This window comes from Rhizobium sp. AP16 (assembly GCF_000281735.1).
In the GTDB taxonomy this organism is placed as follows: domain Bacteria; phylum Pseudomonadota; class Alphaproteobacteria; order Rhizobiales; family Rhizobiaceae; genus Rhizobium; species Rhizobium rhizogenes.
Genome location: NZ_AJVM01000001.1, coordinates 540,342 through 560,767, shown reverse-complemented (window position 1 = coordinate 560,767; position 20,426 = coordinate 540,342). Strand labels below are relative to the sequence as shown.

Below are 20,426 nucleotides of genomic sequence, written 5' to 3'. Positions count from 1 at the left end.
ACCCCGGGCGGAAGCCGCCGCTTGATTTGCTTCCCATTCCGCCTGACGACAGGCAAGGAAGCGCTACACAGCGAGGCTGTGATGATGAACTACTTTCTCCGCCGGCTCCTGCAATCCGCCATCGTCCTTTTGGCGGTCGCCATGCTCGCCTTTCTGATGTTTCGCTATATTGGCGATCCCGTCGCGCAAATGGTCGGGCAGGAGACAACGCTGGCCGAGCGTGCGGCGTTGCGTCAGCAGCTGGGTCTCAACGATCCCGTGCCTGTCCAGTTTGCTCGTTTCGTCCTGCAGGTGTTGCAGGGTAATTTCGGCATATCCTATCAGATGGGCCAGCCGGTGGGGTCGCTCCTGGCCGAGCGGCTGCCAGCTACCCTCGAACTTAGCGTCATGGCTTTTCTGTTTGCCGCAGTCGCGGGAATTCCGATGGGGATCTATACGGCGCTCTATCCCACAGGCTGGCTGAGCCGCGTCTTTCTCGTCGTCTCGCTTGCAGGCATTTCGCTGCCGACCTTTTTCATCGGCATCATGCTCATCCTCCTCTTCGGCGTCGAACTCGCCTGGCTACCCACCTTTGGGCGCGGTGAGACCGTTCATTTGGGCTGGTGGACGACCGGGTTGCTGACCTTGTCCGGATGGAAGTCGATCCTGATGCCGGCCTTCACGCTCGCTCTTTTTCAATTGACCTTCATCATGCGGCTCGTCCGCTCGGAAATGATTGACGTGCTGCGGGCGGATTTCATCAAGTTCGCCCGCGCCCGGGGATTGAGCGAGCGGTCGATTAATTTCGGCCATGCGCTCAAGAATACGCTCGTGCCAGTCATGACCGTCGCCGGCATGCAGCTAGGCTCCATCATCGCCTTCGGCATCATCACGGAGAGCGTATTTCAATGGCCAGGTATCGGCCTGCTTTTCCTACAGTCCATATCCACCGCGGACATCCCGGTGATGTCGACCTATCTGCTCATGGTGGCGCTGATCTTCATCGTCATCAACCTCACCGTCGACCTTCTCTATTATGCCGTCGATCCGCGCCTACGCGTCGACAATGCTGGCGGGAGGGCATCGTCATGATCGCGCGACGCATGAGCGGACTTCTAGGCAGGCTCCGGCGCTCATCCGCATGGCACAAATTCGTCTTTTCTCCGGTGACCGTCGCAGCGGCGGTCGTGGCTGGGACCATGATCATCTGCGCTCTGTTCGCCCCGCTCGTCGCCCCCCATGATCCCTTCGACCCGCTGTCGATCGATCTCATGAATTCCCTCATTCCTCCGGTGTGGTCGGCCGATGGCAGCTGGAGCTTCATCCTTGGCACCGACGACCAGGGGCGCGACCTGCTCTCGGCAATCATCTACGGGACGCGGATCTCGATGATTGTCGGCTTCGTATCGGTCAGCCTTGCGGTGCTGATCGGATTGGCTGGCGGACTGGCCGCCGGCTATTTCGGCGGCATCTGCGACGCTATCATCATGCGCCTGGTCGATATCCAGATGACGTTTCCGGCGATCATGGTCGCCCTGCTCGTCGACGGCATCAGCCGTGGCATTCTGCCGAAGGACCAACATGACGCACTCGCACTGTTCGTCATCGTTCTTTCGCTGGCTCTATCGATATGGCCGCAAGTGGCCAGAACGGTTCGCGCGTCCGCCATGGTCGAGAAGAACAGGGAATATGTGCAGGCCGCTCGCGTCATGGGTTGCTCGTCCCCTGTCATCATTTTCCGCCATGTCATGCCCAATGTGCTTGGACCGGTGCTGGTCATCGCAACGATCAATCTCGGCACCGCCATTCTCGGCGAGGCCACGCTGAGCTTCCTGGGCGTCGGCGTGCCAATAACCGAACCGTCGCTTGGGACCCTCATCCGTATCGGCAACAATTTCCTGTTTTCCGGCGAACGCTGGCTCGTGTTCTTTCCCGGCATCACGCTGGCGTTGCTGGTCGTGGCGGTCAATCTGCTCGGCGATTGGCTGCGCGACGTGCTTGATCCGAAACTGCGTTGAAGGCTTAAGATGACCGCAGAAATCTCAGACAAGCCTCCGCTGCTCTCCTTGTCCGGCATCAAGGTCGAATATCCCGCCTGGAACCGCACCTTCGTCGCGGTCGAGAACATCGACCTCGTGGTTCGCCGCGGCGAGATCCTTGGTCTCGTCGGGGAATCCGGCGCGGGAAAGAGCACGATCGGCAGCGCTATCATGGGCCTGCTCGACCAGCCGGGCCGCATCACGGCCGGAACGATAAAACTCGACGGCGAGGTGCTCGATCCTTCCAATGAGCGGCGCATGCGCGCGATCCGCGGCACGCGCATTTCGATGATCTTCCAGGATCCGATGACCAGCCTGAATCCGCTCTATACGATAGGACGGCAACTAGTGGAAACCATTCGCGCCCACAAGCCGATGAGCGCCAAAGCCGCCAAGTCGAAGGCGGCCGAGCTTTTGACTGCCGTTGGGATTTCAGGTGCCGAGACGCGGATGCGGCAATATCCGCATCAGTTTTCAGGCGGTATGCGTCAGCGCGTGGTGATCGCACTCGCTCTCTGCACGGATCCGGATCTGATTATCGCAGACGAGCCGACGACGGCCCTTGATGTATCGGTGCAGGCGCAGATCCTTGAGCTGATCAAGCGACTGGCCACCGAGCGCAATGCCGGCGTCATCCTTGTGACGCACGACATGGGCGTCATCGCCGAGACCACGAACCGGGTCGCCGTGATGTATCGAGGCAACATCGTGGAGACCGGCGAAACGCACCAGATCATCCACGCGCCCCGCCACGATTATACCCGCAGCCTCATCGGCGCCGTGCCGCGCGCCGATATCAAGCTGCACCGTTTCCCGGAAACGAGCTATGGAAAGACCGAGACTTCGCAGCCTACTGGTTTCGACGTCAGCACCCATTGGCTCGGCCGTAAAACGGATGACGCCATCGAACAGGCGGACAACAGACCGCTGATCTCCATCGAGAACCTGGGCGTGACCTTCGTCACCCGCCGTGCGCTTCTGGCGCGCGACAGGACCGTTTTTGATGCGGTGAAGGAATTCAATCTCGATATCCGCACAGGCGAGGTTCTGGGGCTGGTGGGGGAGTCCGGCAGTGGCAAATCGACGGTCGCGCGCGTTCTTTCCGGGCTCTGCCGCCCCTCCTCCGGGAGAGTAACATTCAAGGGCGAGGATTTGACGGCTATCGGCGGGGGCAGCGTGCGCCAGGCCTTTCATCGCCAGATCCAGATGATTTTCCAGGATCCCTACTCCTCGCTCAATCCCCGCATGCGGGTGGACGCGATCGTCGCCGAACCGATCCAGCATCATCGCCTCGCGGCGAATGGCGCCGAGACCCAAGCCATGGTCGCCGACCTCCTCGATCTTGTCGGCCTCGGCAAAGAGGCGGGCCGGAAATTCCCGCACGAATTCTCCGGCGGCCAGCGCCAGCGCATTTCCATCGCCCGCGCATTGGCGACGAGACCGCGCTTTCTGATTTGCGATGAACCCACCTCGGCGCTCGACGTATCGATCCAGGCGCAGATCCTCAACCTCCTGAAAGACCTTCAGGAGACGCTAGGTTTGACGATCCTGTTCATCAGCCACGATTTGCCCGTGGTCCGCCAGATGTGCGACCGGATCGCCGTCATGAATCAGGGGCAGCTCTGTGAAACGGCCTCGGCGGATGACCTCTTCCAGAACCCACAACACCCCTACACGAAGCAACTTTTGCGTTTGATACCCAAACTGTGAAAACCGCCATACTCGTGCCCTCTTGATGAGGGTTCGGTGTTGAGTTCTTCGTGATTTTCACCTGGATTCTCATTTCACAGTGACCCGCTAATGGAGTGATCATGTGGTATTCCATACTAAACTCACCCCGTATCTCCGAAACCCCTGCCGTTGCAGGGAACAGACCGACGTTGGCGTCTGAAGAAGCCCATGCCGATTTCGCAGCGACTCTCAGATGGATGGGATTCTTGTCATCCGGTCAGTTCACCACCACACCAAGCCGCAGCACCGCAGCCGTGTCGGCTCTGTTACAAATTTCCCTTTTGGTTATGATGGCCGTTGGTTGGGACGTCGATTACTTGGCAGCCTCGCTGTTTTCGAGATTCTGAGCGAGCAGTGCTATTGCCTCCGTCAGTGCGCTCGGTCCGAAGCCAAAGGCTCGTTCAACGATGCGTGCTTCTCCGCGGACGTCGCCCGTCAGGTTGAAAATCGCAGCCTGTCCTTTGCGCAAAGCGTGCATGACCTCAAAACCTTTGATTGTCGCATAGGCCGTTTTCAGCGTCTTGAACCCTCTGACTGGTTTGATCAGTTGCTTCAGCCTGCCATGATCTGTCTCAACGACGTTGTTCAGATATTTGACCTGTCGGTGCACAAGCTCTCCGGGGCATTTGCCTTCGGCCTTCAATTGCGCAATCGCAATGCCATAAGTCGGAGCTTTGTCGGTGTTGATGACAGTTGGCTTTTCCCAGCCCTTCAGGCCATTCAAGGCCTTACCGAGAAAGCGCTTGGCCGCTTTGGCATTGCGCGTCGGGGACAGATAAAAATCTGATCGTGTTGCCGAATTTGTCGACGGCCCGGTAAAGATACGTCCATTGTCCGCGGACTTTCACATAGGTTTCATCAATGCGCCAGCTCGTTGACTGCGGCCGATGCCAGTGCCATCGCAACCGCTTTTCAATCTCCGGCGCATATCGCTGAACCCAACGATAAATCGTGGAATGATCGACTGGCATACCCCGTTCGCCCATCATTTGTTCAAGGTCACGGTAGCTCACCCCATAGCGGCAATACCATCGCACCGCCCACAAAATCACTTCACCCTGAAATTGACGCCACTTGAAATCGCTCATCAATAGTCTCGCTGAAAATTCCGGCGCTCTTTCGGACGTCAACGCGATTTTTGCAACAGAGCCGATCCTAGGCCTGCTGCCCGATCCACGAGACCTTAAGGGCATACGGCCGCTGCTGCTAAGAACAATTTTTAGCCATAGCCGATGCCCGTTTGGCATCATCATCATACAAAGTTGAAGTGGTCAGCTCGGATCGCTGTGGCCTTTTGGGCAGACGGTCCCAGAGCGCGTTGCACAAGCAGTGGAGGTCGCCGACTTCATGTCCCTCGCTCGCCATGCGAAGGTTTTGGATGATGGAACGAAGCCCGCAGGACGCGAAAGGGAGATCGATCCTGAACGAAAACCAATTAGAAGCGAAGGCACGTGGGGCTTCAGGGCGTCTGGCATCGTGCCGGACAACGGCGAACATGCCCTTCCGGAAGACGTTTAAGCGCGGAGACTACCCACCTCAAGCCAGTGGTCGGGCGCCCACTCAAGGGTAGCATTGCAGCGGGCAGTTCCTCGATACCGCTACATTTTGTCGATGACAGACGGAGTGTCGTTGCCGGACATATCAACTTCCTCGGCCGCCGCCACGATGGCGGGAATGATCGCCTCGACGCGATCAACTACAATGGGCTGCATCAGATGGCCGCTATGGATAAAACCCGTACGGCGCAAATGATCAAGCATGCCAAGCATAGGATCCCAAAAGCCATTGATGTTGGCGAACACCATCGGCTTGCGGTGTTGGCCGAGTTGGCCCCATGTCATGATCTCAACGATCTCTTCTACGGTGCCAATACCGCCCGGCAAGGCCACGAAGGCATCGGAGCGCTCAAACATCTTGTGCTTGCGCTCGTGCATGGTCTCGGTGATCGTTACATCACTGAACGTGGTCAGCGCCGCCTTGGTCGTTTCGCGATTGATAAGAAAGCTCGGAATGATCGCACCGACCTGGCCACCAGCACGCAATGTTCCATCAGCGACGGCACCCATAACGCCGGTTGTTCCGCCGCCATAGATCAGCTTCACTCCAGCGGCTGCCAGGGCAGATCCCAACCGCTCGCCTGTCTCGACATAAGCCGCATCGTTACCAGGGGAGGATCCACAATAGACGCAGATTGCACGTATTTTATTCATGCGGGCAGTTAAATGACATGCGCCCACCTCGCGTCAAGGCCCTTTACAGAACCGCGGCAAGTTACGCTCGAGAGGTCACTGGCATTGGAATAACGCCCGGTCTTTGCTTGCGCCCCGTCCCAATGTTTCATCGGGTCGGAAAAAGATACGTTCGGCGTAACTCGAGCCTCCATAGTGGGTTAGCTGGACCTGGCAAAGTTGTTAAATCAATCTCTTTGGGTGCAACCACACAGCAACTAAGCTGATGCTGCATTGTACAGACCTCACTAAGACGCTGTCGGTGGAATGCGATCTCCAAATGACCGCCTTGAAGGGATCAGAACCGACGACCCAGTTGTTGCAAAAGCCATCAGTCTGAAATTCCTCAGGTGCGGCCATCAGCTTTGCCTGGATAGAATGACCGCTTTGGTGCCGACAGCAGACCGTCCGCTCTTGGTGACACATATCAGAAAGCTGCCTTTGAACTGGCTATATTTGGCCAACGGGTGTATCCAACCCCATTCCAGCGGGGCGCGCTTTGGTTACTCGAATGGCAAGCAAGCGTCACGAGAGTCACCGAAAAAGCGACTGGAATCTTCATCCCACCGCAGACGTGGAATTGGGCTGGCGCAAAGCCCACTCCTCCTTTGTCTGTGTCTTGATATCGAACTGATCACGCGTCCTGGCATAGGTGTGACCTCCCATCCGTCCGACGGCGTCCATCAACTGCTGATCGATATGCAGATTCGACGGGTCAATAGCATCGCTGCGAACATAAACACCAAGAACTTCGCCAAGGATAATCTCGCGGGCCGGGCCAACCTGCAAGGTGGTGTGGCGACGGCATTCGAGTGCTGCCGGCGCTGCGAGGATGCGTGGGCTCTTGACCATCTGGCCGGGCGCGGTTGCCAGACCGGCCTCCTCGAGCTCGTCGACCTCGGGGCCGAACTTGATGGCGCAGACCTCCATCTGATCGACGAGCGCGTCGTCGCAGATATGCACCGTAAATTCACCAGTCTCGCGGATGTTGCGGGCGGTATCCTTGAAGCGCATGTCCGAGTAGTTCTCGACGCCGATGGCAACGATCGCCGGATCATGGGTCAGCACGTTGAAGAAGCTGAACGGCCCTGCGTTCGGCCTGCCGTCCCTGCTCACCGTCGTCACCAGCGCGATCGGCCGGGGAATGACCGTGCCGATCAGGATCTTGTAACGCTCGCGCTCCGTCAGTTTGGCGAAATCGAAGTGCGTGTGAGATTTGTTGTTGGTCATGTCAGGCCTCGGCAGCGATGCGGTGAGTTTCAAGCGGGGTGTGACGGCTGAGGTTCTCGAAGCCATCCTTCGTGACGACATACATGTCGCCGATATTGCAGCCGGCCGACAATGGCTCCAGCCACTGCGTGTGCAGCACGAAGACCATCCCCTCCTCCATCGCGTCGTAGTTGTGCGAGGAGATGTTGAAACTGTTCTGGCCACCGGCCATGCCGACCGAGTGGCCGAGGTTGGGATTATGCGGTCCGTGAGTGGCTGGATAGACATGCATGAGCTTGCGGCCCTGCGCTTCCAAGTCGATGTCTTTGACATATTGCTGCGGGATAAGGCGGGCGCCGCCGTCCTCCATCGGAGCCCAGTTATAGGGCATGGTTCGCGCTTCCGGCGATGTCAGCATCCCCCGCTCGATCATCGGCTCGAAGGCGGCATTGTTGACATCGCGCATCAGTGCGCCGGGCCTGATCAGTTTTTCGGCGCGCTTCACTCCCTCGGTGCAGGCGGCAAGCACCTCTTCTTGCCGCTTGGTGATATCGCCGACAGCGATCATCCGCGCCGTCTGCGCCGTGTAACCGCGATAGGTCACGTTGGAGATATAGAGGTTGATGAGGTCTCCCGGCCGGACAATGTGGCCATAGGGCTTGCCGCAATGGGTGCCGAACTCGTTGATGCCGATCTGGTAGCCGTCGCCGGTCTCGCCGCCGAGCGCGAGCTGAGCAAGGGTGAAAGCCGCGTAGATTTCGTGGTCGGTCACACCAGGCTTTGTCACATGATAGGCGGCCTGCGTGCCGATGCTAATCAACTGGGCGGCAGCACGGAAGATTTCGATCTCGCGCGGCGACCTCACCTTCTGCATGCGATCCAGAATGGCATTGTCGGCAACGAACTTGTTCTTCGGCAGCAGTTCCTCGAGCGCTGCCCAGAAAGTCAACGATGTCCGATCGCCGATCCTGCCGATCTGGGCCTTGGCGAGACCGAGATTGCCCAGAACCTCGGCGCATTTCTCGGCTGTCTTGATGACGGAATCACCAGGACGGTCGGAATATTCCCGACCGATCGGGCCGATCTGCCAGATGTCGTCGACGAGAACAGGTTCGCCTCCGGGTGGCAAAAGAACGGACTGGGTGAAGAAGGATAGCAGAACCAGCGCCTTGTCGGCGTCGGTCGGAATGATCAGCACGCCCTCGCGCATCCAGTCGCAGATATAGCGGAGATAGGCATTCGAAGCGTGGAACCAGCCAACGCTGCCGGCGTGGACGATGATCGCGTCATGACCGGCTTCGACAGCCTGCCGACGGATTCTCCGAAGGCGATCCTCGAACTCCTCAACGGGAAGCGGCAGCGGGGCGGAGAAGTCGAAATCCGGCTGGAAATCGGCCAGCAGCGATCCGATGCGATAACCGCCTGCTGGTGTTGAACGCATGTTCATGGGTCTATTCCTTACAAGTTCAAATATCTTGGTGGGTTCGGGCCGTTCAGGCCTACCGGGGTGGTGCCAGAACGCGCCGGGCGACGAGCAGTCCGACCAAAGTCACAGCGATCAAAATTCCGGAGATCGCCGCGACCCGGACATCGAGCGATTCTTCGATCAGTGCGAACATGCGCAGTGGCAGCACCGTCGTTCGAGCATCCGCGAGGAAAAGCGAAACCGAGACGTTGTCGAGCGACTGGATGAACACCAGAAACGCGCCGGCAAGGATGCCCGGCATCAGCAGCGGCAGGATCACGCGCCGCAGCGTCATGAACCAGCTCGCGCCCATGACAATGGAGGCTTCGGCAAGCGACGGATTGAGACCCTGCGCAACGACGGACGCCGCGCGATACATCAGCGGCCCGAAGACGACGATATGGCCTGCTACCGTGAGCCAGAGCGAAGGCCGCAAGCCGATGAAGTTGGCGACGATCAGGGCGGCAAGACCATAGACGAGGCTCGGCAGAACGAGCGGAGCCAGAAGCAAAGGCTCGATCGTGCCAACGGTGCTACGCTTCATTCGCGTCATGCCAATGGTCGCCGGCACCGCAAAGAGCAGCGATCCGAGAACGGCGAGGCCGGCGATCTTCAGCGAGTTCCAGGCGGCGATGTGTTCCGTTGCAGACTGCACAGGGTCCAGCAGAGCTTCATACCATTTGAAGGAGAAGCCCTGTGGCGGATATTTCAGCGTCTGGCCCGATGTGAACGACATCGTCAGGGCGATCACGATGGGCGCGACGAGGTAGAGCACGCATAGGCCGCCAAATCCGAAGACAAATGCCTTGTAGAGCATGGTCGGAACGGGACTCTCCCCGATTGGACCCTTATTGGGATCACGCATGACCGACCAACCTTCTGTGACGGGAAATCATTGTGAGGGCCACCAGTAGGCAGCCTGTCGATAGCAACAGCACCACCGCGATGGCGGATGCGAGTGGCCAGTCGAACAGCGTACCGACTTCGCGATAGATCAACTGCGGAACATAGACGTTTCGAGCACCACCGATCACGGCCTGGGTGACGAAGGAGCTGCTGGTGCTGGCAAAGACCAGAATCCAGCCGGCCAAGAGACCCGGCAGCATGAGCGGCAACAGCACCGTTACCAGAACGCGCCATGGACCGGCGCCCGAGACCTGCGCCGCCTCGGTGAGCTGCACCGGCGTGCGCGACAGGATCGCAATCAACGGCAGGATGATCAGCGGCAGATCGATCTGACACATGGCCATCAGCAGACCGAGTTCGGTGAACAGAAGGCTGGTCGGCATTACGGTGAGGCCGAGTGCCATCAACGTTTCACTGATCGGCCCCTGGCGGCCGAGGATGACGATCCAGGCGAAGGTCCGAACAACGTTGCTGGTCAGCATCGGAATAAGGGTCAGAAAAATCAGGACCTGACGCAGGTTCCGGCCGCCGTGCCAGTAAAGCAGCGCGATCGGCACGCCGAGTAGCGTGGTGCCGACAACAGTCTCAAGCCCAAGCCGCGCGGTGTTGACGAGAGCACGGAAATTGAACGCATCCCCGAAGAAGCGGGCATAGTGCTCGAGAGTTGCTCCGCCGGGATCGGCGAAGCTGAAACCGACGAGAACAGCGAGCGGCGTCGCGAAGAACGCCACGGACAGCAACAGCATCGGTACGACGTATGGGAAGCCGCTCGCCTTCATCATCTCACCTCAACCAGCCACCAGCGCATCGAACTGGCGAATCCAGTCGGGACGGTGCTTGTTGATCGCGACCCAGTCCGGATAGACCATCGTCTTGATCTGATCGCGGGTGACATAGGCTTCGATGCCGGTCGTCAGCGCGACGTCCTTGTTCGTCGGGAACATCTCCGTCGGTGGCTCCTTGAGCTGATCCTGGGCTGCCTTGGAGATGGCGGCATCCATATAGGCATAGGCCGCGTCGAGATTGGCTGTGCCCTTGGTCAGATGGATGTTGACCGGGGCTGCTGGCGATCCGGTTTCGGGGTGGGCGAATTCGGCGTTGAGACCAAGGCTCTTGAGGCGGGCAACGTTGCCGGTCGAGCACATGAAGACGGCGATTTCGCCCTGCTGGAACAGCGTCATCTGGTGATTGGTGCTGTCGACGACGCCCTTCAGGTGCTCCGGATGATCCTTGAACAGCTTGAAGACGGCATCCATGTCGTCGGGACCGGAACCGAAGATCTTGGCGATTTCCGTATAGGCCATGACCGCGGTGTTCGAGGCAAAGCCGGTCCACGATACCTTGCCGCTATAGGCCGGGTTCTCGAAGAGATCCCGATAGCCCTTCGGCTTCGGAACGAGATCGGGATTGTAGGCGATGCCGTTGACTTCGATGGTCACGGTCGGCCCGTATTCGCCCTGAAACGGCGGATCGAGCATCCCCCAGTTGCTGAGCTTACTCGGATCGATTTTCTGGATCAGATCGTTCTCGATGGCGACGGCCATCTGGCCCGGCGACATCAGCAGCGTGTCATAGGGCGGGTTGCCGGGGCTCGCCATCACCTTTGCGAGTTGGTCCTGCGCGAGGGCCGGTGCGATCGTGAGATCATAGCCAGCCTTCTGCACCATCGGAGTGAGGACGGTCCGGTAAGCGTCCTCCCAACTGCCTGGGAACGTGGCGGCAACCACCCCGCCGCCTGCAGCGCGCGCGGAAAGAGGAAGCATGGCTGATACGGCAGCACCGGCGGCTAGAAAGCCGAAGCCACGACGGCTCATCTGAAAATCTTTCATCATCATGTTCACCTCTGTTGATCTGTTTCTTTACGGGGTGCTGTCCGGTTCAGCCGGAAAGGCGTGACACCTTGCAGTGTCGATCTCGGCAAATAATTGCGCTCCTGGCTCGGGGATGGTGGTGGACGGTCCTCTCACCTCGGAGGCGCGCAGACCCGTGCCGTCTTCGAGGACAAGGTCATGAACGAGAGATGGCCCCAGAGGCACGGATACCGTCATGTGCACCGGCAGCGCGGTTCCATTCGGCCGCGTCGACAGGCGAACCTCTTCAGGCCGGAACGTGATCGTGACCTTCGAACCGATGGTGAAGTTCAGGCGACGCGGCAGCGCGAGTGTCTTTTCGTTCGCAAGGCCTATCAATGTGGTCTCGCCGTCGAACCGGAGTACTGTTCCATGCAGCAGATTGGCCTGTCCGATGAACGTGTTCACGAAAAGGGTCTTCGGCCGATCGTAGACGGTCATCGGCGTGTCGATCTGCTCAACATGTCCCCTGTTCATAAGCACCAGCCGGTTCGCCAGGCTTTGCGCTTCTTCCTGATCGTGGGTGACGATGAGCGTGGTGATGCCCAGCGTCTTCTGCAGATGAAGCAGTTCGACCTGGAGATCGAAACGCAATGCCCGATCGAGAGCACCGAAGGGCTCGTCAAGCAGCAGAAGTGATGGACGGCCCGCAATCGCTCGCGCAACGGCGACGCGCTGCTGCTGTCCGCCCGACAGCTCCCGCGGCAGGCGGTTGCCATAGCCGCCGAGCCTGACAAGAGACAGCATCTCCTCGACGCGAGCTTTCCGCTCAGGCCGTGGAAGCTGCTGGCAGGCAAGAGGATAGGCGATGTTTTCGGCAACGGTCAGGTGCGGAAACAATGCGTAGTTCTGAAAAACCATGCCGACACCGCGCGACCTGGCGGAGACATTTGCGAGGTCCTTGTCTCCGAGGGCAATCTTCCCGGTCTTCGGCTGGATCAGCCCCGCGATGGCGCGCAGGACCGTCGACTTGCCGCAACCGCTTGGGCCAAGCAGAGCGACGATCTCACCGGCTTCGATGTCAAACGAAACGTCGCTAACCGCATTCTGCCCACCGTAACTATGCGTGAGGCCGTGAACGCTCAGCCGCTTCCGTCCGACAAGATTCTGGGTGTCTGGCATCTGGTTTCCCTGAGGTTGCGACGAGTACACGGATGGATGCGTGCTCTCCGGCATGAGGCGGAGACACGACTTGGAGAGGAGTGTTGCGTCGATCTTGTTCATGAGAGCTGAGGAGCAAGCTGCGTGCCAACTTTCGCAACTAGCCATCAATCAGATCATAATCATCTGAAAACAATGCGGTATTTTTGATTTATAAATATTCGAAACTTTATAATTATTATATTTCGTCATCATATTCGAATTTCGAAATAGGGAATATTCCGCCCATCGAGCATATTTATTGAGCATGCCTGTGAACGTTTTTTGATCGATCGGGTGGGCTGTCCGTTGTCGAGAGACATGGAATTGGGCGCGATCTGCGAACGGAAAGGTGCCTACGTCGGCGTATCGCCGGAACTACGGTCGCCTGTGATGCCTACAGAATCGGAAATGAGCGTAAAAAATACGCAGATAATGTTCGAAATATAATTCGCACAATCATACGAATTAATGTTCGAATGATTCTTATTCGTAAATATCCTTTCAATATCAAGCAGATATTATAAATCATCTGCATTTGGCACGGCAATTGCGTGAAAGACCCCGAGAATTCATGGGAACAAAAATGAAAATGGGGATCACATGAAAAGCCTTGAGGGAATTTTGAAAGCGGGGCTTGCCGCGACTATCGCCACGCTGATCGCCGTCTCTTTGCAGAGCAGCGCTGGCGCGACAGAGATAGCCCCCGGCACCGATGTTTCGAAGATGCCTGGCGTCGTGCTGACGAAGAAACTGGCTGAAGCCTTGCCGCCGGCCATCAGAACATCTGGCATCCTGAAAGTCGCGACCGACTTGACCCCACCGATCAGCTTCCACGCCGACGACGGCAAGCTCGTCGGCATCGACGCAGACATCGCTGCCGCGCTGGGCATCATTCTCGGTGTGAATGTTCAAATGACCGATGTCGGCGCTGGAGCGGCAATCGTCCCATCGATTTTGTCCAAACGGTTCGACATCTCGATTTCCGGGATCAACGACGATCCGGAACTGGAGAAGCAGGTCGATGTCATCGACTACATGTATGACGCGACCACGATCATGACCATCAAGGGCAATCCTCTCCGCATCAAGAGCATGGCTGATTTGTGCGGCAAGAAAGTCGCGGTTCCGGTCGGCACCTTCCAGGCGAAGCTGGTCGAAACGGCTTCGGCCAAGTGCCCGGCTCCGATCAATATCATGGCGATCCCGAAGATGCCCGATGTCCTGCAGGCAGTTCGCACCGGCCGGGCGGACGCAACCGTCAACGGCTATGCCACCAGCGTCTACACGACGGAAAACCAGACGGGGAACGGCAAGGGCCTGGAGGCGCTTCCCGATATCCGCCTGGCCGTCGGCTACCTCGGCATGCTGATAGCCAAGGACAATCCGCAACTGCGTGACAGCGTCGTTGCCGCCTTGCAGCAGATGGTGGACTACGGAGCCTACGAGACCATCATGAAGAAGTGGAGCCTCGGACCACTGGCCGTGAAGACCGTCAAGGTCAACGACGCCGTAAGCATGCCTGTGGATTGACGGTCATGGCGCTGTTCACCGCTCAACCAATCACCCTTTCCCATGCCCCACGCGGCACGCGGCCGATCCAGTGGGGGCAGATCGCAACCGGTGCCATCGCGATAGCTGCGATGGCCTTCTTTACCCTGATCGTGGCCCAGAGCCAAAGCATTCAATGGTCCGAGATTCCTCACTACCTCGTGCACCCCTCCATCCTCAGTGGCGTCCTGCTGACGCTTGAGCTGACGGCGGGTGCCATGGTGTTCGGCATTGCGCTTGGGTGCGTGCTTGCCGTGATGGCCACGAGCCAGAACCTGGTCCTCAAGGCCATGGCGGCCGGTTTTGTGTGGTGGTTTCGCGGTGTGCCGCTGATCGTCCAGATATTCTTCTGGTTCAATATCGCTCTCTTCATCCCACAGGTTGGGATAGGGAGCTTCACCATTTCGATCAACGATCTGGTGACGCCTTCGCTCGCAGGGTTTCTGGCGCTCGGGCTTCACGAAGCGGCAAACATGTCCGAGATCATCCGTGGCGGCCTTATGTCCATCGATCGCGGACAGCGCGATGCGGCCGCAGCATTGGGGTTGAGACCGGTGCAGCGATTGCGCGCAGTCATCCTGCCGCAAGCGGCTCGCCTCATCATTCCGCCAACCGGAAACCAGGCCATCGGCATGCTGAAGGCCAGCGCCATCGTCTCGGTCATCGGCATGCAGGATCTGCTGACGCAGGCGCAGGCGATCTACGCCCGGAACTTCCTGGTCATCGAACTGCTGTTCGTCGCCTCGATCTGGTACCTCGCAATCACGTCAGTCGCATCGATCGGCCAGCATTTCCTTGAACAGAGCCTTCAGCCGAAGGGTCACGGCGCTGCAAATAAAGCGCGCGGATGGTGGCGACGCACATCGTGAACGCCGCGACATCGGCAATCACGAACCGACCAATAGCACCAAGGATCGCCAGTGAAGCGCATCCGATCAGGAAACAGCAAAGGAAACGACATGAGATTGGGAATCGACGGCATAAAGCTGCCTGAGGCGAAGAAACGTGGCCCGTTGGCAAGTCTTGATCACGTCAAGGAGCTTGGGCTCGGCGGCATCTTCTTCAGCACGGCGCTGGACATGAGCCCCACGCTTGACCTCGGTGCCCTCAAGAATATCCGTGCGAAGGCCGATGAGCTTGGGCTTTATCTCGAAAGCGGCATCGGCAAGATCAATCCCTATTGCAGCGCCGAGGAACCGGCGCTGCGGGCAGCCGGCGGCGGCGATATCATTGCCGGTTTCACGCGTATGATCGAGGCCAGTGCCGCGATCGGCTGCCATGAGCTCTGGGTCGCACCAGGCAATTTCAAGAGCGAATATCGCGGCCGGCTGGCCAATGACCGCTTCCGCACCGACGTGACCTGGGAAGAGCAATTGCTTGCGATGGAGAAGGTGCTCCGGAAGCTGGCTCCCGTTGCCCGCGCCCATGGCACGCACATGAATATCGAGACCCACGACGAAATCACCTCTTTTGAGATCTTGCGATTGATCGAGAAGGTTGGGGCCGATTGCGTTGGTGTCGTCTTCGACACGGCAAACGGCCTGCAGCGAGGCGAGCACCCGGTCCTCGCCGCCAAGCGTCTGGCTCCCTATATCCGCCAGACGCATATCAAGGATGCCTATGTCGGCCGCGCTCCAGGCGGTCTCGACTTCCAGACCAGACCCGCGGGCGGCGGTATCGTCGATTTCGCGACGATCCTTCCGATCCTTGCAGAGGCCAATCCTGCCCTGAACCTGTCGCTGGAGGTTGCCCAGTCTGTCAACGACAAGCCCCGCAAGGCCAATCCACGCCAGTGTATCGAGATCGACGACCCGATCTGGAGAGCCGGCCACCCCGACCTGTCACTGGGCGAACTGGGCGCCTACATGGCCATGATCGACGCTTACGAAAAGCGCGTCGCATCCGGTGAGGTTCCGGATTGGGAAGCCTACGAAAGCACCCAATACGGCTACCCGACCTACGAAAACCAATCCTATGGCTTCAACGAGGCGATCGGCTTCATCAAACGATCGGCCCGCCACATCGAGGCGCTTTGCGCGGAAAAGGGGATCGTCCTGTCTTCGTCGGCAACGAAACAGAAGGCGGCTTAGTCGTGAGATACAAAGCGCTGGCGAAAATTTCCGCCAGCGTTTCCAATTCGCGTCGCCGTCCAAATTCACAGGTTGCGCAGAAACATTCTTATGGAAATAATTACGGCGCAAAGATATTCAGTGCGACGGGTTACCGGACACGCAAGAAATGCTGAGGCTTGAAGTGGTGAAGGCAATGAGGAAGACGCGCCGTCAAAGCGCCAAGGCGATCCCGGCGGCCAACGGGTCGGCAGAGAGTGCCGATAACAACGACGACGTTTCGGAGCGCATCCGCGCCACGCTGGCAGCCGCCATCGGCGAAGGCGCACTCAAGCCGGGCACGAAGATTCTGGAAGAGGCAATCGCAGAGCATTTCGGCGTCAGCCGAACGGTTGTGCGCGGTGCACTCGGCGTTCTTGAAAGCGACCATCTCCTGGAACGGAAGAGAAACCGCGGCACCTTCGTCGCGGAGCCAAGCATCGCGCAGGCCAGGAACCTGTTCGAGGCCCGCCGAAAGCTCGAGGGACTTCTGCTGGAACTCGTAATCGCGCGGGCGACCGCCGAACAACTGGATGCTCTTCAAAAGCTAACGGACGAGGAAGAGCACATCCATCACCATGGCGATGAGAAGTCCAAAACGGTTCTCTCCGGCAAGTTTCACATAGTGCTCGCCGAAACCGCCGGAAATCCCGTGCTGACGGAAATGCTCTCGAAGATCGTCGCACGGCTCTCACTGGTCATGGCCCTGTACGAGGAAGAGCGCAAGGACGACTGCGGCGCAGACCACCATCGAATGATCGTTGCAGCCTTGAAGGCTAAGGACTTGGCTAAGGCGCAGCAACTGATGGATCACCACTTGGTTGATATCGAGGGCCGGGTGCGGCTGACCGAAGGGCAAGGCGATAGGCATACGTTCTTGGCGGTGTTGGAGAGCTTCTCCTGACGCTGGCGAATGATTGTTCAGGGTTGGGGGTCTTGAACCGATTCGAACCTGAGACACACTAAATCCCACAGCTCCGTCCGAGGGGCGCTAAATTGAATTACTTGCCCAATCTTCATGCCCGTGGCGAATTCGTATTACAAAAACTGTCTCATCGTCTTCGATCCGATAAACGATTAGATGTGCTTTGAAGGGATGAATTCTAACGGGCGGATCAACCTCATCCCGTTCGCGCGCGATGCGTGGATTGACAGCTATCAGATCAAAGAATGCGAAAAGTTCATCGTGGTAGCGCTGTGCCTGGCCTGCCCCGAACATACGGACACCTTGCTCGGCGATCGCAATAATGTCCTCCTCCGCCTCGACAGAAAGCTTAAAACTCATGACTTGCTGGCACGAACCATCGCTTCAGCAAAGAGTTCATCCTTTGATCGGCTGCCAACACCACTTTGGAGCCCCGCCTCGACGAAGCTTTGCATGGCGGCAATCTTGTCGTTTCGTGTCTGGTCGCGGCGGATCAGGTCGCGCACGTAGTCGCTAGCATTCGAATATCGCCCGGTCCTAGCCTGGGCCTCCACCCAATCCTTCATCGGGTCTGGAAGAGATACGTTCATCGTGGCCATTGGTAATCTCCATTTGAAGGCACCATAACCAATTTTGGCAAAGTTTGTCAAAGACTCGAACGCCTTGATGAGATTCGAACCCAGACCCACCTTTGAACACCGTCGCCAGTCACTCAATCGTCCCATTTAAGTTCAACCGCGAGAGTTTGGCCTATCTCTGCAAAGTGCCCATAGACACTCCGTACCTCGCCTGACGATCAAATGATCTTGCGAACTTCGACTTCAAAACTCAGGACGTGGTTCATGGAGATCTTCTCTGCGTCCTCGCCATTACCGCTGCAGACAGCTTGAAGCATCAGAATCTGCTCACGCAACACGTCCTCCAGACGTGGAACGAGAACGGGGAAACGCTTCGTTGCGACATAGAGGATCCGCAAGGAAAGATTGTGGTAATGCTCCAGTGTCTCAAGCAGATACGGGTTTTTCGCTACCCGATAAATGAACCGATGGACCCGGCGGTCGAGGGCCAGGACGTCGTTCAACTCCATTGGACCAGTCGTGCCCTTCAGTTCATCAATGAGTGCTAGGGCCTCTTGCCGCTCGTATTCACGCAGTCGTTCCGCAGCGAGACGGGTCGCGTATGATTCGATGCGTGCTCGGGCCTCATAGACTGCCGTCAGATCCGTTATGTCTACCTTGCTGACAAACGTACCCCGCCGAGCGCTCACGACCACGAAGCCGTCACGCTGCAACCGTTGAAGAGCCTCTCGAACAGGGGTCCTCCCGCTTTGTAACCTCTCCATCAGTTCAGTCTCCCGAAGCAGTGTGCCAGGGGACAACTCGGCGGTGATGATCTCTTCGCGCAACCGAATATAGGTCCGATCGGCAAGTGTCGGCTCCGGATCGGCATATTCGGGTTCGATTGCTAGCATTTCTTCATTCCCTTTCGACCAACCCAACGGCTCCAACACCGAGGTTAGCTTATAAAATAGGCAGACACGAAACCTGCTTGACAACGCGCTATAGACGGATATCGTTAATATATCACCAATATATAACAGGGGAACTGGCGATGAAAACTGGGTTTTTGAAAAAGTCCGTCGCATACGGATTTTCGACGCTGATGGGACTGGGACTGACCGCGCTGACATGGGCATACCCCGGGCCCGCGAGGGCCAACGACTTTGAAGTGATCAAGCCGGGAACGCTTACCGTAACAATCGAGCCTTATATGCCATATACGGCAGCCAAGGACGGGAAGCTCGTAGGCCTCGACAGCGATATTCTTGCAGCCGTTGCGGACAAGCTCGGCCTCAAGGTCGAATTCAACGTCACAGACTTTGCCGGCATGCTTGCGTCCGTGCAGTCGCAGCGGGCCGACATCACGATCGGCGGCATTGCCTGGTCGGATGCCAGACAGAAAGTCGGCCTCTTCACCGATCCACCATATTATTCACCGCCCGCAATGGCTGTTCTCGAAACAGCAAGTTTTCCGAACGTATCGAGCCTTGAAGGCAAGAACCTTGGCACCGTGACGGGCTACGTCTGGGCGAAATCGATCGCGCAGGTCCCGAATGCGACCCCGCATACCTTCCCTTCGGCAGACAGCGTGTTTTCGGATATCGCATCGGGACGGCTGGATGTCGGGTTCCTTGATCCGCTGCTGATCACCTACCAGCAGCAACAGCGCCCGGACATGAAGATCAAGATCGAATACCTGAAGCCGCCAACGGCCGACGAGGTCGCGGCCCATCCCGACTATCAATATTTCCAGCCCTACATGACCGGGTTTTACCTGCCGAAGCAGGCTCCGAAGCTGGCCAGGGCCGTCTCAGACCAGATCGACCTCATGTATAAAGACGGCTCCCTTGCCGCTCTGGTCACCAAATGGGGCGGCGATCCCAAGCAATTCCTCACTCCATCCGCGGAAATGGCAGCTCAGCGGCGCGGTATCGATCGACCGGCAGACTGGTCGCCTCCGTCCATCGGCAATTGAACCTGCAAAGTGAGGAATGCCCGTGTTCACAGCCATGAGCAATCTGTTCCAGGTACCATGGAACGACTATGTCGGAAACATTGCTGAGGGTCTCATAAGGACCCTCGGCTACACGATCACGAGCTTTATCGGGGCATCGATCCTCGGGCTTCTGATCGCACTGATGCGGCTCAACCGCTCGACGCTGGTTCGCGTTCCCGCAGCGTTCTATACCGAGCTTTTCAAAAACGTGCCGCTTCTGGCCATCATCTTCCTGACCTATTTCGGACTTCCATCCGTCGGCATCAGATTGCAGGTATTCGAAGCCGGCGTACTGAGCCTGGTCCTGTTCTACGCGGCATACCTCTCGGAAATCTTCCGTGCCGCCATCTCAGGCGTCCACCGCGGGCAACAGGAAGCGTCGCAAGCGTTGGGTCTCGGCCGGGGCAAGACGTTCACGCATGTGGTTCTCCCGCAGGCGGTCCGTTTGGCGCTTCCCGGAACGAACACCATGTTCGTCGACCTGATCAAATCCACGTCCCTGCTTGTGACTATCTCAGCGGCCGAGCTGATGACAAACGCTCAGCTGATCGCCTCGGAAACATTCCGTTCACTGGAGGTCTACCTCGTCATCTCGGCCGTCTATTTCGCCATCTGTTACCCCCTTTCTCAATCCTTGCTTCTACTGGAACGAAAAATCCAAGCGGGCGTGCCGTTGTCCTTCGCCCGAAGACGCCGGTTGAGACTGGCAGCAACATTCCTGGCCGAGGGGAGAGGCTGA

General features: G+C 58.1%; 18 protein-coding genes and 2 pseudogenes. 9 read left to right on the top strand and 11 right to left on the bottom strand.

Translation table 11 applies throughout. From position 1 onward, the window contains the following. Nucleotides 1-81: 81 nt before the first annotated feature. The 3 genes from PMI03_RS02520 to PMI03_RS02510 are packed head-to-tail and all read left to right on the top strand — an operon-like array spanning nucleotide 82 to nucleotide 3,728. On the top strand, nucleotides 82-1,071 hold the full coding sequence (locus PMI03_RS02520) for an ABC transporter permease (RefSeq protein ID WP_039973596.1): 990 nt from the start codon (nucleotides 82-84) through the stop codon (nucleotides 1,069-1,071). After that, nucleotides 1,068-1,997 carry an ABC transporter permease gene (locus PMI03_RS02515; RefSeq protein ID WP_007689536.1) on the top strand — a complete coding sequence of 310 codons (930 nt, stop codon included), beginning with the start codon at nucleotides 1,068-1,070 and terminating at the stop codon, nucleotides 1,995-1,997. The genes PMI03_RS02520 and PMI03_RS02515 overlap by 4 nt, the downstream gene beginning before the upstream one ends. Before the next feature lie 9 nt (nucleotides 1,998-2,006). After that, complete coding sequence (locus PMI03_RS02510; protein ID WP_007689535.1) at nucleotides 2,007-3,728, top strand: ABC transporter ATP-binding protein; 1,722 nt, start codon at nucleotides 2,007-2,009, stop codon at nucleotides 3,726-3,728. Between the two features lie 334 nt (nucleotides 3,729-4,062). On the opposite strand, the pseudogene PMI03_RS30830 reads toward PMI03_RS02510, so the two are convergent. The 8 genes and pseudogenes from PMI03_RS30830 to PMI03_RS02465 all read right to left on the bottom strand — a co-directional run bounded on the left by PMI03_RS30830 (nucleotide 4,063) and on the right by PMI03_RS02465 (nucleotide 12,631). Further along, nucleotides 4,063-4,837, bottom strand: a pseudogene (locus tag PMI03_RS30830) (IS6 family transposase). A gap of 510 nt (nucleotides 4,838-5,347) precedes the next feature. Next, entirely contained in the window at nucleotides 5,348-5,959 is a 612-nt protein-coding gene (locus PMI03_RS02495; RefSeq protein WP_007689530.1) for a TIGR00730 family Rossman fold protein, read from the bottom strand. Between the two features lie 576 nt (nucleotides 5,960-6,535). Beyond that, nucleotides 6,536-7,207, bottom strand: a complete 672-nt coding sequence (locus PMI03_RS02490) for a flavin reductase family protein (RefSeq protein ID WP_007689528.1) — start codon at nucleotides 7,205-7,207, stop codon at nucleotides 6,536-6,538. Nucleotide 7,208: 1 nt separating this feature from the next. Next, the gene (locus PMI03_RS02485; RefSeq protein WP_007689526.1) at nucleotides 7,209-8,633 is read right to left on the bottom strand and encodes a Xaa-Pro peptidase family protein; all 1,425 of its coding nucleotides are present in this window, start codon (nucleotides 8,631-8,633) and stop codon (nucleotides 7,209-7,211) included. Nucleotides 8,634-8,685: 52 nt separating this feature from the next. After that, nucleotides 8,686-9,516 carry an ABC transporter permease gene (locus PMI03_RS02480; RefSeq protein ID WP_007689524.1) on the bottom strand — a complete coding sequence of 277 codons (831 nt, stop codon included), beginning with the start codon at nucleotides 9,514-9,516 and terminating at the stop codon, nucleotides 8,686-8,688. Next, the gene (locus PMI03_RS02475; RefSeq protein WP_309574305.1) at nucleotides 9,509-10,339 is read right to left on the bottom strand and encodes an ABC transporter permease; all 831 of its coding nucleotides are present in this window, start codon (nucleotides 10,337-10,339) and stop codon (nucleotides 9,509-9,511) included. The genes PMI03_RS02480 and PMI03_RS02475 overlap by 8 nt, the downstream gene beginning before the upstream one ends. 6 nt (nucleotides 10,340-10,345) lie before the next feature. Continuing rightward, nucleotides 10,346-11,386, bottom strand: coding sequence for a PotD/PotF family extracellular solute-binding protein (locus PMI03_RS02470; RefSeq protein ID WP_039973595.1), 1,041 nt, complete (start codon nucleotides 11,384-11,386; stop codon nucleotides 10,346-10,348). Between the two features lie 8 nt (nucleotides 11,387-11,394). Further along, a pseudogene (locus PMI03_RS02465) lies at nucleotides 11,395-12,631 on the bottom strand (ABC transporter ATP-binding protein). A gap of 519 nt (nucleotides 12,632-13,150) precedes the next feature. Between PMI03_RS02465 and PMI03_RS02460 the strand changes: the two are divergent. The 4 genes from PMI03_RS02460 (at nucleotide 13,151) to PMI03_RS02445 (ending at nucleotide 17,110) form a co-directional block, all read left to right on the top strand. Next, nucleotides 13,151-14,080, top strand: coding sequence for an ABC transporter substrate-binding protein (locus PMI03_RS02460; RefSeq protein WP_039973567.1), 930 nt, complete (start codon nucleotides 13,151-13,153; stop codon nucleotides 14,078-14,080). A 5-nt stretch (nucleotides 14,081-14,085) separates the two neighbouring features. Beyond that, nucleotides 14,086-14,967: an amino acid ABC transporter permease gene (locus tag PMI03_RS02455; RefSeq protein ID WP_007689510.1), complete on the top strand. Its 882-nt coding sequence runs from the start codon at nucleotides 14,086-14,088 to the stop codon at nucleotides 14,965-14,967. Nucleotides 14,968-15,057: 90 nt separating this feature from the next. Then, the gene (locus PMI03_RS02450; RefSeq protein ID WP_007689509.1) at nucleotides 15,058-16,188 is read left to right on the top strand and encodes a sugar phosphate isomerase/epimerase family protein; all 1,131 of its coding nucleotides are present in this window, start codon (nucleotides 15,058-15,060) and stop codon (nucleotides 16,186-16,188) included. Nucleotides 16,189-16,363: 175 nt separating this feature from the next. After that, nucleotides 16,364-17,110 carry a GntR family transcriptional regulator gene (locus tag PMI03_RS02445; RefSeq protein ID WP_039973594.1) on the top strand — a complete coding sequence of 249 codons (747 nt, stop codon included), beginning with the start codon at nucleotides 16,364-16,366 and terminating at the stop codon, nucleotides 17,108-17,110. An 87-nt stretch (nucleotides 17,111-17,197) separates the two neighbouring features. Here the strand turns inward: PMI03_RS02445 and PMI03_RS02440 are convergent, their stop codons facing one another. From PMI03_RS02440 to PMI03_RS02430, 3 genes are all read right to left on the bottom strand, one after another. Further along, nucleotides 17,198-17,491 (bottom strand): type II toxin-antitoxin system RelE/ParE family toxin, encoded by a 294-nt coding sequence (locus tag PMI03_RS02440; RefSeq protein WP_007689507.1) that lies wholly within the window; start codon nucleotides 17,489-17,491, stop codon nucleotides 17,198-17,200. Next, nucleotides 17,488-17,730 carry a type II toxin-antitoxin system ParD family antitoxin gene (locus tag PMI03_RS02435; RefSeq protein ID WP_007689505.1) on the bottom strand — a complete coding sequence of 81 codons (243 nt, stop codon included), beginning with the start codon at nucleotides 17,728-17,730 and terminating at the stop codon, nucleotides 17,488-17,490. The genes PMI03_RS02440 and PMI03_RS02435 overlap by 4 nt, the downstream gene beginning before the upstream one ends. A gap of 197 nt (nucleotides 17,731-17,927) precedes the next feature. Continuing rightward, the gene (locus tag PMI03_RS02430; RefSeq protein ID WP_007689503.1) at nucleotides 17,928-18,602 is read right to left on the bottom strand and encodes a GntR family transcriptional regulator; all 675 of its coding nucleotides are present in this window, start codon (nucleotides 18,600-18,602) and stop codon (nucleotides 17,928-17,930) included. A gap of 140 nt (nucleotides 18,603-18,742) precedes the next feature. Here PMI03_RS02430 and PMI03_RS02425 point away from each other — a divergent pair, with 140 nt between their 5' ends. Both PMI03_RS02425 and PMI03_RS02420 read left to right on the top strand, forming a co-directional pair. Continuing rightward, nucleotides 18,743-19,666: an ABC transporter substrate-binding protein gene (locus PMI03_RS02425; protein ID WP_007689502.1), complete on the top strand. Its 924-nt coding sequence runs from the start codon at nucleotides 18,743-18,745 to the stop codon at nucleotides 19,664-19,666. A 34-nt stretch (nucleotides 19,667-19,700) separates the two neighbouring features. Beyond that, nucleotides 19,701-20,426, top strand: a complete 726-nt coding sequence (locus PMI03_RS02420; protein WP_409033795.1) for an amino acid ABC transporter permease — start codon at nucleotides 19,701-19,703, stop codon at nucleotides 20,424-20,426.